The organism is Cellulosimicrobium sp. BMG9.22, assembly GCF_059159975.1.
This window is the reverse complement of the sequence record NZ_JBZGBY010000021.1, coordinates 67,046-79,901: the sequence shown is the minus strand read 5'-3', so window position 1 is coordinate 79,901 and position 12,856 is coordinate 67,046. Positions and strand designations below refer to the sequence as shown.

Below are 12,856 nucleotides of genomic sequence, written 5' to 3'. Positions count from 1 at the left end.
CGACCGCCCGAGCGAAGGAGCCCACCCCGTGACCCCCGAGCACACCTCCCCCGGCCCCACGTCGCCCGCGGCGCCCCTCGAGCAGGTCCCCAACCCCCTCGGCCACCTCCTCGAGGTGCTGCAGCTCGAGCGGATCGGCGACGGCGACGGGTCCGCCGCGGACCCGGAGCACTTCCGGGGGGTGAGCGTGCACCAGCCGACCGGGCGCGTGTACGGGGGCCAGGTGCTCGCGCAGGCGGTCCTCGCGGCCGGGCGGACCGTGCCCGACGGGCGGCTCCCCCACTCGCTCCACGGCTACTTCCTGCGCCCCGGGAGCCTCGACGTGCCGATCGACCTGGCCGTCGAGCGGCTGCGCGACGGCCGGTCGTTCAGCGCGCGGCGCACGCACGCGATCCAGCACGGCAAGCCCATCCTGTCGATGATCGCGTCGTTCCAGGAGGACCAGGGCGGCATCGAGCACTCGTCGCCGATGCCGGACGCGCCGCCCCCGGAGGACGTGCCCTCCGCGCTCGACGTGCTCGGCGGCATCGACCACCCGATCGCGCGCTTCTGGTCGCACCACTCTGCCTTCGAGCTGCGGCACGTCGGCGGCTCGCTCTACCTCGGCCCCGACCACGAGCCGAAGGACCACCAGATGGTCTGGATGCGGGCGCGCGGCGACGTCGGCGACGACCAGCTGCTGCACCGCGCCCTCATGGCGTACGCGTGCGACCAGGTGATGCTCGAGCCGATACTGCGCGAGGCGGGCGTGGGCTGGATCACGCCCGACCTGTCGATCGCGAGCCTCGACCACGCGATGTGGTGGCACCGCGACGCGCGCGTCGACGACTGGCTGCTCTACGTGCAGTCCGCGTCGAGCGCGCAGGGCGGCCGCGGCCTCGGCGCGGCCCGCGTGTTCGCCCAGGACGGCACGCTCGTCGCGTCCATCGCGCAGGAGGGCATGGTCCGCCTCCCGGCGCTATGACCCCGCGGCGGGCAAGACCGGCGAGAGACTGCGACGGTGCCGTCGCACCGCCCGGGCTGCGACCGCGAGCGGCCGACCCCACACTGACCGGGTGCGACTGCGCCGTGTCTCCGTGACCTCGCCCGGCTACTCGCGCCGTCCGAAGGGCGACGCGTGGGTGTTCCTCGGCCTCGAGGGCCTGCCTCTGGCCGACGAGGACGAGGTCGCGCGGTGCACGCGCCTCGCCGTACCACCGGCGTGGGAGGACGTCTGGATCTGCCGGTACCCGAACGGCCACATCCAGGCGTTCGGGCGGGACGCCGCGGGGCGCGGCCAGTACCTCTACCACGAGCAGTGGCAGGTCCGACGGTCGCGCCGCAAGCACGACCATGTGCTCGACGTCGGCCGCCGCCTCACCGCGGCGCGTCGTCGGGTCGCGCGCGAGCTGGCCGCCCCGGGCATGGGCCGGGACACGGTGCTCGCGCTCGCGTTCCGTTTGCTCGACCTCGCGTACTTCCGCGCCGGCGGCGAGGTCTACGCGAAGCAGAACAAGAGCTACGGGCTCGCCACGATCCGCAAGGAGCACGCAACCGTCCGGCGCGACGGCAGCGTCCACTTCCACTACCCGGCGAAGTCGGGCCAGGTGCGCGACGTGGTGGTCGACGACCCGATCGTGGCCGAGCTCGTGACCACGCTCAAGCGGCGGCGGGGCGGCGTCGAGCTGCTGGCGTGGCGCGAGGAGGACGCCACCGGCCAGGCGGTGTGGCGCGACGTGACGAGCGCGGACGTCCAGGCGGGCATCAAGGAGCGGCTCGGCGAGGACGCCACGCCGAAGGACTTCCGCACCTGGCACGCGACGGTCCTCGCGGCGCGCGCCCTGGCCGACGCCGGCGCCCCGCCCCGCTCCGACCGCGCCCGGCGCCGGGTGGTGAAGGGGATCGTCAAGGACGTCGCGGAGGAGCTCGGGAACACGCCCGCGGTCGCGCGGTCCTCGTACATCGACCCGCGGCTGTTCGACCTGTGGGAGCGCGGCGAGACCATCGGCTCGACGCGCTCGCAGACCCGCGCCGAGCGCGAGGTCCTGGAGCTGCTCTCGTGAGGGCGGCGGTCACGGGCGTCACGGGGTACGTCGGCGGGCGGCTCGTCCCCGAGCTGCTGCGCGCGGGGATCGAGGTGCGCGCGCTCGCCCGGCACCCGGAGCGGCTCGCGGGCCGCGAGTGGGTCGACGACGTCGAGCCCGTCGCCGCGGACGCGAGCGACCTCGACCAGATCCGCGCGGCGCTCGAGGGCGTGGACGTCGCGTACTACCTCATCCACTCCCTCGGCACCGGCGTGACCTTCGAGGCTCGCGACCGCCGCACCGCGCTGACGTTCGCGCAGGCGGCACGCGAGGCGGGGGTCGGGCGCGTCGTGTACCTCGGCGGCATGTTCCCCGACGTGCCGGAGGGCGAGCTGTCGCGCCACCTGGCCTCGCGCAAGGAGGTCGGCGAGATCCTGCTCGCGTCGGGCGTCCCGACGACGGTGCTCCAGGCGGCGGTCATCCTCGGCTCGGGGTCGGCGAGCTTCGAGATGATGCGCTACCTCACCGAGCGCCTGCCCGCGATGACCACGCCGAAGTGGGTCGACAACCGGATCCAGCCCATCGCCGTCCGCGACGTGCTCCGCTACCTCGTAGGTTCCGCCTCGATGCCGCCCGACGTGTCTCGCGCGTTCGACATCGGCGGCCCCGAGGTGCTCACCTACCGCGACATGATGCAGCGCTATGCAAGGGTCGCGGGCCTGCCCCGGCGGCGCATCGTGTCCGTGCCCGTGCTCACGCCGAAGCTCTCGAGCCTGTGGGTCGGTCTCGTCACGCCCGTGCCAAGCGGCATCGCCCGCCCGCTCGTCGAGTCGCTCCAGCACGAGGTCGTGTGCTCGGAGCACGACATCGCGCGGTACGTGCCCGACCCGCCCGAGGGGCTCATCGGCTTCGACCGCGCCGTCGAGCTCGCGCTCGAGCGCATCCACGACGGCGAGGTGTCCACGCGGTGGTCGTCCGCCGCCGACCCGGGCGCGCCGTCCGACCCGCTCCCGAGCGACCCCGACTGGGCGGGCGGCTCGCTCTACACGGACGAGCGCCGCACGGTCGTCGAGGCACCGCGCGACGTCCTGTGGCGCGTCATCGAGGAGATCGGCGGCCAGGGCGGCTGGTACTCGTGGTCGCTCGCCTGGCGCGTGCGCGGTCTCCTCGACCGGCTGGTCGGCGGGCCAGGGCTGCGGCGCGGGCGCCGTGACGAGCAGCGCCTGCTCGTGGACGACGTCGTGGACTTCTGGCGCGTCGAGGCGATCGAGCCCGGGCGCCGGCTCCTCCTGCGCGCCGAGATGCGCACCCCCGGCCTGGCGTGGCTCGAGCTGCGCGTCGACGAGGCGGCGGAGGAGGTCACGGACGCGGACGACGTCGGCCCGTCGCCGCAGGAGGCGAGCGGCCCCGACCGCACGTTCTTCGCCCAGCGCGCGCTGTTCCACCCGCACGGCCTCGCCGGCCAGCTCTACTGGTGGGCGGTCAAGCCGTTCCACGGCGTCGTGTTCGGCGGGATGCAGCGCAACGTCGCACGTGCCGCCGAGCGTGCGGCGCGGTCCGGCGCAGGTGGTACGCCGCTCGGGCGAGGGGCCGCGGATGGCTAGGGAATGTCTCCCAATGGGGTGGTGGGGCTCGCGTCATGATGGTCGGGTGAGTTCGTCGCGGTTCCGGTCGTTGTCCGAAACGCAGTGGGAGCGGAGCGAGCCGCTGTTGGCGACGAACGATTGTCGTCGGGTTCGCCCGTTCGTGGACAGTCGCAAAGTTGTCGAGGGTATCGGACCGGGATCCCGTGGCGGATCTGCCGCGTGAGGAGTTCGGGTCCTGGAAGACGGTGTCGAAGCGGCATCGCGGTTCTGCCGGCGACGGGACCTGGGACCGTGTTCTGCAGGAGTTGCTCGCAGTCGAACCGCCGACATTTTCCAGGAGGCTCAGACCGGCGACCGATGAGCCTGTCAACTTCTCTGTGTAAGAGATCGCGCGGGGTAGGTCAGGGTCGTTCGGTCGTCGATGCCAGCACCCCTACATTGCGTCGCCCGCACCTCCTCCCTCGCGCTTCTGGCGAGCAATCACGCGGTCGGCCGTGAGTAAGCTTCCTCGTACGGGGGTACGCGCATCGTCGAGGATCACCACCACAACCTCAGTACCGGACTCTGGAGTCGTGGCTCCAAACCTTGTCCTGTCCACCAACACTTGCTCACCGTCGGCGAGGCTGACCATGAGGCCCTAAGACAAAGAGCTAGTGACTCTTGCGGGGTATTCACCATGAAGACGTAATGTCATCGGCCGTCCACCCACGATCGATTCAAGGTCAGCCCGTTGAAGTTGCTTAGCCGATCGGCAGGAATAGCCCATTCGATCCGCGCCGCTCCACCGGGGCCCTGCCAGTCATAGCGGAAGGCGACATCTTGGAACTGTTGGAGGAAAACAGGGTGCATGTCGTATCGAACCATCCCGTCAGCATATCCCGGCACTCTCACGTAGTCGCGAGCGACACTGTGCGCTCCGAAGCACGCGGACGCATCGCCGACTTGGTGGTTTGCCGGGTTCGGCCCGTTTGCCAATTCATCGGCAACATTCTCGACCGCCGGAGTCCGGTAAATCGGAATCGACGAGGCGGGCACGTCGGGAATTCCGTTGAGCGGAGGCTTCTTGGTTTGCTGCCGCGATGGTAACCGTTGCAGTGGCTTGCTCAGCTGACCTGTTCGGCACTGATCGGAGATCTGGTTGTAGGAATTCTTGAGCCCGTTCCAGACATTCGCTAGTTCGAGCTCCAGCCTTCACCGCCGACCTGCCGGACGACCTTAACGGCCTGCGCCAGTTGAGGCGCCAGCCGCGAGAACGTGCGAGGGGCGAGGCCCCGAAGAACGGCTCGACCCACGCAACGTCCGATACCGAGATTGCTCTCACACCCGCGCATCATCCCACGCGAGACCGACCAGTTGCGGGACAGCCCTTAAAGAGTACGAATATACTCCTCTAGTTGACCGAGGCGATTTCGCGCATCCAGCAACCAATCTTCATCAATGGATGTGGCCAAACCAATCTTCACCCTCCAGGAGGGGTCTTTGATCTCAACCCACCAATCTTCTTCTGCCTCTTCCCAGCGAAACCCGAGCTCAATATCACGCCCAAACTCGCGCCAAACAACATTCTGCCGCGCGCCCAGCTCGTCGAGCACTGTTTCCCACTCGTCCAGGTCCTCGAAGGCAACAAGCGAGGGGATATCGCCGGTGCACAGGCTCGTCTGCAGACGGAACGAGGCCGGGAACTCCGGCTCCACTCCGCCGCGCGGTAGCTGACCGGGCTGCCCAAGCGTCAGCGTGAAAGAGTTCTCCTCGCCAGCGAAGCGAGCAAGCAAGTGCGGAAACTCCATCGCACATTCCTCTCTTGCATCAAGGATGCCGGAAGCCTATTTGGCACGTTCGGAACGAAACTCTCCTGCTGGCCAGTCGCCTCGGACCACATCGTCATGTTAACACCAATCGGAACGCCAGTTCCGTGCGGAGTTCCGTAGACGGGAATGGCGCTGTAGAACACGGCATTTCCCGAACGCAACTGCTCCCTGACCTGGTTTTCGACCGCGCGCATGCCCCAAACGGTACTGCGGTTTGCCAGAGAATACATTGGAACAATATTGCCCACGTCGCTCTTTCCACCGAACTGCCGGGCGAGAAGATGCGACCGGTCCATCGTGCCAGATGCGAATCTGGCCGGCGTGGCAGGCTTACGCGTATCCTTGTCCAGAGAACTCGTAGGAACCAAACAGGCGAAAGCGCCTTGAGCCCTGCCCTTGTCAGTCACGTGAGTCGCACGACACGCCCGGCGGCATGTGGATAACTCGCGCGGCGACACCTGTGGATCATCCAGAGGCTGCGAACCGGCGGTGCTCTGCCACCTGGGCCCGCTGAACAAGGCGTCGCGGCCGAGGGCGCCTGGCTCAGCCCCGACGACGGAACGTCAACGGCTCCTCGACGTACGGCTCCCACGCGTCGCGCTCGACGTCGGTCAGCCTCCGCGGCCGGCCGGTCGCCGCGTCGACGACGACGATCGTCGTCGCGGCCTTCGCGTAGGGCTCGCCGCCGGAGGTGGGGCCGGTGCGGTCGAACCGGGCCGCGCCGTCGTGCACCTCGTAGCAGACCTCGATGCTCGCGCCGCCGAGGTGCCCGAGCCACAGCTCGACCCGCACGGGCGTGCGCGTGAACGCGAGCGGGCGCAGGTACTGGATCTCCTGGCGCGCGACGAGCGTGTGGCTGGTCGCGTGCGGACCGGTCTCGAGGACCGCCGTCGGCCACGCGTCCTCGCCGGCCTCGGGGTGGGTCCAGAACGCCGTGATGCGCGCGTCCTCGAGCAGCCGGAACATCTCGACGTTGTTGACGTGCGCGTACGCGTCGAGGTCGGACCACCGCAGGGAGACGGGGACGTGCAGGCGGGTCATGAGGGTCCTCTCGCTCGGCGTGACACGGCCGGTGACGGTTGCTCAGGTCACCGGCCGCCACCATTCTCCCCCGCGGGTCAGGAGGCGGCGACGAGCGCCGCCGTCCGACAGCGGGAGAGCGCCTCGAGCTCTTCGCCCACGGGGAGCCGCACGAGGGAATCGGCGACGCGGCCGACCGCCTCGCGCAGCCGTCGTCGCGCCCGGGCGGCCCGCCGTCTGCCGCCGACCGCTGCCGCAGCGCGCGAGACGAGCGCGACGAGGACGCCGACGACGACCCCGCCGAGGACGAGCAGCGTCGGCCACGGGACCTCGGGCGCCCCGGTGCCGCCGAGCGTCAGGACGGGCGTCGGCGGCTCGGGCAGGCGTAGGTACGCGAACCCCCACAGGGCGGCGAGCCACAGCAGCCCGACGACGAGCGCCGCGAGCACGAGCCACTGGAACGTCCCGACGACGCGCCACCACGTCGGCCTGCGCGGGGCGTCGAGCCCGGCCCCCGCGACGGCCTGGTCGAGCGCGTCGGCGAGACCGTTCGTCCCGTCCGTGACCCGGTGGCGCGCCGCGAGCGCCCACGCGTCGGGGAACCCCTCGGTCGCGGCGTCGACGTAGTCGCGCACGGCCGTCTGCGCCGTGGCGCGCAAGGCCGGCGACACGGTCGGCAGCGACGTGCGCGCGAGCTCGGGGCGGACGGTCTCGCCCGACCCCTGGAGGCCGGAGGCGGCGCGGGCGCGGGCGGAGCCCGGGGCGGGACCGACGCGTAGCCCGATCCTGCGCAAGGGGTCGGGCCGGAACCGCCCCACCCAGCGTGTCACCGGCCAGCCGGTCGCGGCGCGCGCGTCGCGGACGGCGGACCCCCGCACCGCCGCCACGACGGTCGGCACGCCGGCCGCGGCCTCGAGCGCGTCGACGAGCCCCTCGCGTGCGCGCTGCGCGGCCCGCTCGGGCGGTGGTTCCCCGCAGGCGGCGGCGAGGCGGCGCGCGACCGCCCGCTCGTCCGCGACGATCCGGTCGTTCGCGGCACGACGGCGCGCGGCCGCGTCCGCGAGCAGGCCGCGGAGCTCGTCGAGTCCCTGCCCGGTCCGCGCCGACACCCCGAGCACGCGCGCGTCGGCCAGCCCGTCCTGCGCTACGAGGCGGCGCAGGTCCGCGAGGCACGCGTCGGCGTCAGCCGGGGTCAGGCGGTCCACCTGGTTGAGCACGACGACGACCACGGCACCGTGCCCGGCGAGCGGGCGCAGGTAGCGCTCGTGCAGGGCGGCGTCGGCGTACTTCTGCGGGTCGACGACCCACACGAGCAGGTCCGCCCGCTCCACGAGGCGCTCGGCGCGCACGCGGTGCTCGACGACGACGGAGTCGTGGTCCGGCAGGTCGAGCAGCACGAGGCCGCTCGTGACCTCGGTGGCGCGACGCCCGCGCAGCAGTGCGCGCAGGCCGCCCGGGCCGTGCTCCGGGTCGGGGTCGCCCGACGCGAGCGGGGCGCCCATGTCGTGCCGACGTCGCACCTCGAGCCAGTCGAGCAGCTCGCCCGCGCCGGAGCCGCCCCCCGACCCGCCGGACCCCCAGACGGCCGCGAGCGGGTGGGACGTCGTCGGGCGCTGCACGCCGACCGCCGCGAGCTCGGCGCCGGCGAGCGCGTTGAGGACCGACGACTTGCCCGACCCCGTGGCGCCCGCGAGCGCCACGACGGTGTGGTCGGCCGACAACCCGGCGCGCTCCCGCGCCCGGGCGACGACGGCGCGCGCGTCGGCGAGGAGGTCCGGGTCGATCCGGCCCTCGCCCGCGCGCACGGCCGAGTCGAGGGCGGCGGTGCGGGCCGCGAGGTCGATGCTCATGCTGGACCACCGCCCCCGAACAGCCGGCGCCAGAACCCGGGGCGGGCGACGTCGTCGTGCGCCGCCGCCTCCGCGCGCTCCCCGTTCCGCGTCGTCGGAAGACCTGACGCCGCACCGCGCAGGAGCCGCGCGGCGTGCCGACCCGGCCGAGGGCCCCGCACGTCGTCCGGCGCCGGACGCGCGGACCGCTCGAGCCGCGCGGCGCCCTCCACCGCCCGGCCCGCCTCGCGCACCGAGCGCGCCGTCTCGGCCGCGTCCGCCGTGCCGAGCGCGTCGAGCTGCGCGGTGTACCGCGCGGCCTCGTGCCCGAGCACCGCGGCGACCCGGATCTCGAGCCGCTCGCGGGCCGTACGCGTCAGGCGCCGGACGGCGTCGTCGCCGAACACGGCCTCGAGGAGCTTCTGCGCCAGGATCGCGGTGCCACCCGCGATCCCGACCTCCGCACCCGTGAGACCCCCGGTGGAGGCGAACACGACGACCATGAGGCTCAGGCCGAGCCCGTTGATGCCGAACGACAGCGCACGCGCGGCCCCCCGCTTGCCGGCGCCCTGCTCGCGCACGAGCTCGAGCACGTCCGACTGCCAGCCCCGGATCTCGTCCGCGATCCGGGCACGGGCCCCGACCGACGCGCGCGACAGGTCCAGTCCCTCGAGCAGCGCCGCCCCGGCCGGGTCGGCGCGCCACGTGCCGTAGGCGCGCTCCGCGGCGGCGTCCGCGGCGTCGAGCACGACCGCCTCCAGCCCGTGCGCGATGGCCTGCTCGACCTGCGGTGCCTGCGCCGGTCGCCCGCGGAAGAACGAGCCGATCGCATCGCGCACCCGGCCCACGCCCTGCTCGACCGAGCGGAACAGGTCGCTCGTCCCCACGAAGTCCTGCCAGCGCGCGAGCACCTCGCCGCGCAGGAGCGCGCCGTCGCTCGTCGCGGCCTCGACGGTCGTCGCCGCGTCGTCGTACGCGCGCCCGACGGCGTCGCGCAGCCGTGCGTCGGACGTCGCCTGGGCGTCCACCGCGCCCGCGACGAGCACGCTGCGCCGCACGAGGTCGTCGACGACGCCGTCCCGCGTCGCGGTCGCGACCCGGTCGCGCGCGTCCGCGTCCGCGCCGAGGTCCGAGAGCCACGCGGCGATCTCCGCGACGGCCGACTCGGGCAGCAGGCCGTCGACCAGCTCGACCTCCCCGACGACGAACAGGGCCGCCCGCCCGAGCCCGTTCTCGTCCATCATCCGGCGCAGGTCGTCGCCGACCGCCTCGGCCCCGGGATCGACCCGGTCGAGCACGATCGCGACCTGCGCGCGCCGCTCCGCCGCGCGGTGCAGCAGCTCCCACGGGACGGCGTCGGCGTAGCGGGCCGCCGTCGTGACGAAGAGCCACAGGTCGGCCGCGGCGAGGAGCTGGCCCGCGAGCTCGCGGTTCGCCGTCTCGACGGAGTCGACGTCGGGCGCGTCCACGAGCGCGAGCCCCTGCGGCAGCGCGTCGCTCGCGACGAGCCGCAACGTGCGCGCCGGATCGGCAGGAGGACGGTCCGCCGAGGGACCGTCGCCCGCAGCGCCGGAGGGAGCGGTCCGCGTCCCGTGCTCGCTCATGCGGGCGAGCGTCGGCAGCACGCGGTCGGTGGAGAACCACCGCTCGTCGAGCGGGTGGTGCACGAGCACGGGCGCGCGCGTCGTGGGGCGCAGCACGCCCGGTGCGGACACGTGCTCACCGAGCAGAGAGTTCACGAGCGTGGACTTGCCCGCGCCCGTCGACCCGCCCACGACGACGAGCAACGGCGCCGCGTTCGAGCGCAACCGTGGCAGCAGGTAGTCGTCGAGCTGGTGCACCGCGTGGTCCAGGTCGTCGCGTGCGGCCGACGCTCCCGGCAGCTCGAGCGGCAGCCGTACGGCCGCGAGCCGCCCCCGCAGGATCTCGAGCGCCTCGACGAGCCCCGCGGTCCCCGCTGCCGCAGCGGCCACGGCGCCCCCGCGGACGATGTCGTCCTCGGGTCCGCCGGTCGCCGTCATCCCGCCAGTCTGCCGCAGCCCCGCAGGTCAGGCCCGATGGGACACTCGCCCGCCGCGAACGACGGCGAGGCGAGCCAAAGGACGAGCCCGGCGGGAACGACGGCGCGCGCGGGTCGTGGCGCGCCTGGCGGGAGGCCGCGAGGAACGAGCGGCCGGATGGAAGACCCGCGCGCGCCGTCGTGGACGCCGGGCGGGCGTACGCGGCGCCCGCCCGACAACACCGAACGGATCAGTCGCGCGTGAGCTTGCGGTACGTCACGCGGTGCGGACGGGCCGCGTCGGCGCCGAGGCGCTCGACCTTGTTCTCCTCGTACGACGCGAAGTTGCCCTCGAACCAGTACCAGTTCGCCGGGTCCTCCTCGGTGCCCTCGTACGCGAGGATGTGCGTCGCGACGCGGTCGAGGAACCACCGGTCGTGGGAGACCACGACGGCGCAGCCGGGGAACTCGAGCAGCGCGTTCTCGAGCGAGCCGAGGGTCTCGACGTCGAGGTCGTTCGTGGGCTCGTCGAGGAGCAGGAGGTTGCCGCCCTGCTTGAGCGTGAGCGCGAGGTTGAGGCGGTTGCGCTCACCACCGGACAGCACGCCGGCGGGCTTCTGCTGGTCGGGGCCCTTGAACCCGAACGACGCGACGTACGCACGCGACGGGATCTCGACGTTGCCGACCTTGATGAAGTCGAGCCCGTCGGACACGACCTCCCACAGCGTCTTCTTCGGGTCGATGCCACCGCGGGACTGGTCGACGTACGAGATCGAGACGGTCTCGCCGACCTTGAGGTCGCCGCCGTCGAGGGGCTCGAGGCCGACGATCGTCTTGAACAGCGTCGTCTTGCCGACGCCGTTGGGGCCGATGACGCCGACGATGCCGTTGCGCGGCAGCGTGAAGCTCAGGCCGTCGATGAGCTGGCGCCCGTCGAAGCCCTTCTGCAGGTTCGACGCCTCGAGCACCAGGCTGCCCAGGCGCGGGCCCGGCGGGATCTGGATCTCCTCGAAGTCGAGCTTCCTCGTGCGCTCCGCCTCGGCCGCCATCTCCTCGTACCGGGCGAGGCGCGCCTTGGACTTGGTCTGGCGGCCCTTGGCGTTGGACCGGACCCACTCGAGCTCCTCCCTGAGGCGCTTGGCGAGCTTCGCGTCCTTCTTGCCCTGGACCTGCAGACGCTCGCCCTTCTTCTCGAGATAGGTCGAGTAGTTGCCCTCGTACGGGTACAGGCGCCCGCGGTCGACCTCGCAGATCCACTCCGCGACGTGGTCGAGGAAGTACCGGTCGTGGGTGACGGCGAGGATGGCGCCGGGGTACGCCGCGAGGTGCTGCTCGAGCCACAGCACGGACTCGGCGTCGAGGTGGTTGGTGGGCTCGTCGAGCAGCAGCAGGTCGGGCTTCTCGAGCAGGAGCTTGCACAGCGCGACGCGGCGGCGCTCACCACCGGACAGCACGGACACGTCGGCGTCCGGCGGCGGGCAGCGCAGCGCGTCCATGGCCTGCTCGAGCTGGGAGTCGAGGTCCCACGCGTCGGCGGCGTCGATCGCCTCCTGCAGCGTGCCCATCTCGGCGAGCAGGGCGTCGAAGTCGGCGTCGGGCTCCGCCATCAGCGCGGAGATCTCGTCGAAGCGCTGCTTCTTGGCGAGGATATCGGCGACGGCCTCCTGCACGTTGCCGAGGACGGTCTTCTCCTCGTTGAGCGGCGGTTCCTGCAGCAGGATGCCCACGCTGTACCCCGGGGAGAGGCGCGCCTCGCCGTTCGACGGCGTGTCGATGCCCGCCATGATCTTGAGGATCGTGGACTTCCCGGCACCGTTGGGGCCGACGACGCCGATCTTGGCGCCAGGCAGGAAGTTCAGGGAGACGTCGTCGAGGATGACCTTGTCGCCGTGCGCCTTGCGCGCCTTGTACATGGAGTAGATGAACTCAGCCACAGCCTGTTATTCCACCGTTTCGGTCGGTCGGGGTCGGTCGGGGATCGTCGACCACTCAGCCTACGCGGTCGGGCCGTCGCACGGCGCGTCGCAGCTTCGGCGACCACCGCGCGACGGTCCGACCCCCACGGGGCCGGGCGCGCCCGTCAGACGGGCGCGAGCTCGCCCTCGGCGAGGACGTCCTCGACGAGCGTGTCCGACGTCGTGCCGGCCGGCGTCCCAGCGTCCCCCTGCCCGCCCTGCTCGAACGCGCCGTTCGCGAACGCGTCGCCGGCTCCGCTCGTGCCGTCGGGCTTCTCGCGCCGGTGGACCGTGCGGGCGAAGCGCGCCTCGCCGAGCGACAGGTCCGGGCCGAGGGCCGTCGCCTCGACGACGAGGCTCGTGCGCGGACCGTCGGGGCCGTCCCACTCGTCGACGGCGAGCCGGCCCGTGACGACGACGGGGTCGCCCTTGTGGAGCGAGATCGCGACGTTGCGCGCGACGGCCTTCCACGCCTTGACCGTGAACCAGAGCGTCTTGCCGTCGACCCACTCCCCGCGCTCGCGGTCGAGGTAGCGACGCGTCTGGGCGATGCGGAAGCTCGTGAAGTCGTTGCCGGACGAGGACGTGAAGAGGGTGGGCGTCGTCGCGACGAAGCCGGAGAGCGTGACCGTGACGTCACCGTGCATGGTTCCTCC

10 protein-coding genes and 1 pseudogene are annotated in these 12,856 nt (G+C 72.3%); 4 read left to right on the top strand and 7 right to left on the bottom strand.

Features of this window, described 5'->3' with window-relative positions; genetic code table 11:
• Window positions 1–115 precede the first annotated feature (115 nt).
• From AC4H2H_RS14345 to AC4H2H_RS14330, 4 genes and pseudogenes are all read left to right on the top strand, one after another.
• Complete coding sequence (locus tag AC4H2H_RS14345; protein WP_494371489.1) at window positions 116–964, top strand: acyl-CoA thioesterase; 849 nt, start codon at window positions 116–118, stop codon at window positions 962–964.
• A gap of 91 nt (window positions 965–1,055) precedes the next feature.
• Window positions 1,056–2,042, top strand: a complete 987-nt coding sequence (locus AC4H2H_RS14340) for a DNA topoisomerase IB (RefSeq protein ID WP_494371484.1) — start codon at window positions 1,056–1,058, stop codon at window positions 2,040–2,042.
• Complete coding sequence (locus AC4H2H_RS14335) at window positions 2,039–3,607, top strand: SDR family oxidoreductase (RefSeq protein ID WP_494371483.1); 1,569 nt, start codon at window positions 2,039–2,041, stop codon at window positions 3,605–3,607. Before AC4H2H_RS14340 ends, AC4H2H_RS14335 begins: the two co-directional genes overlap by 4 nt.
• Before the next feature lie 171 nt (window positions 3,608–3,778).
• Window positions 3,779–3,903: pseudogene (locus AC4H2H_RS14330) on the top strand (transposase); the annotation flags it as partial.
• Between the two features lie 1,053 nt (window positions 3,904–4,956).
• On the opposite strand, the gene AC4H2H_RS14325 reads toward AC4H2H_RS14330, so the two are convergent.
• The 7 genes from AC4H2H_RS14325 to AC4H2H_RS14295 form a co-directional block, all read right to left on the bottom strand.
• Complete coding sequence (locus AC4H2H_RS14325) at window positions 4,957–5,376, bottom strand: DUF5959 family protein (protein WP_494371482.1); 420 nt, start codon at window positions 5,374–5,376, stop codon at window positions 4,957–4,959.
• On the bottom strand, window positions 5,319–5,804 hold the full coding sequence (locus AC4H2H_RS14320; RefSeq protein ID WP_494371481.1) for a DNA/RNA non-specific endonuclease: 486 nt from the start codon (window positions 5,802–5,804) through the stop codon (window positions 5,319–5,321). The genes AC4H2H_RS14325 and AC4H2H_RS14320 overlap by 58 nt, the downstream gene beginning before the upstream one ends.
• A 136-nt stretch (window positions 5,805–5,940) precedes the next feature.
• On the bottom strand, window positions 5,941–6,438 hold the full coding sequence (locus AC4H2H_RS14315; protein WP_494371480.1) for an acyl-CoA thioesterase: 498 nt from the start codon (window positions 6,436–6,438) through the stop codon (window positions 5,941–5,943).
• A gap of 77 nt (window positions 6,439–6,515) precedes the next feature.
• Window positions 6,516–8,267 carry a GTPase gene (locus AC4H2H_RS14310; RefSeq protein ID WP_494371479.1) on the bottom strand — a complete coding sequence of 584 codons (1,752 nt, stop codon included), beginning with the start codon at window positions 8,265–8,267 and terminating at the stop codon, window positions 6,516–6,518.
• Entirely contained in the window at window positions 8,264–10,267 is a 2,004-nt protein-coding gene (locus AC4H2H_RS14305; protein WP_494371478.1) for a dynamin family protein, read from the bottom strand. The genes AC4H2H_RS14310 and AC4H2H_RS14305 overlap by 4 nt, the downstream gene beginning before the upstream one ends.
• 229 nt (window positions 10,268–10,496) lie before the next feature.
• On the bottom strand, window positions 10,497–12,179 hold the full coding sequence (ettA, locus tag AC4H2H_RS14300) for an energy-dependent translational throttle protein EttA (RefSeq protein WP_494371477.1): 1,683 nt from the start codon (window positions 12,177–12,179) through the stop codon (window positions 10,497–10,499).
• A gap of 146 nt (window positions 12,180–12,325) precedes the next feature.
• Window positions 12,326–12,847, bottom strand: coding sequence for a single-stranded DNA-binding protein (locus tag AC4H2H_RS14295; RefSeq protein ID WP_494371476.1), 522 nt, complete (start codon window positions 12,845–12,847; stop codon window positions 12,326–12,328).
• Window positions 12,848–12,856: the final 9 nt, after the last annotated feature.

Excerpts from the sequence above, each read along its gene's own strand:
- AC4H2H_RS14325 (WP_494371482.1), bottom strand. The coding sequence starts at position 5,376 with ATGGAGTTTCCGCACTTGCTTGCTCGCTTCGCTGGCGAGGAGAACTCT.
- AC4H2H_RS14315 (WP_494371480.1), bottom strand. The coding sequence starts at position 6,438 with ATGACCCGCCTGCACGTCCCCGTCTCCCTGCGGTGGTCCGACCTCGAC.
- AC4H2H_RS14310 (WP_494371479.1), bottom strand. The coding sequence starts at position 8,267 with ATGAGCATCGACCTCGCGGCCCGCACCGCCGCCCTCGACTCGGCCGTG.
- AC4H2H_RS14305 (WP_494371478.1), bottom strand. The coding sequence starts at position 10,267 with ATGACGGCGACCGGCGGACCCGAGGACGACATCGTCCGCGGGGGCGCC.
- AC4H2H_RS14295 (WP_494371476.1), bottom strand. The coding sequence starts at position 12,847 with ATGCACGGTGACGTCACGGTCACGCTCTCCGGCTTCGTCGCGACGACG.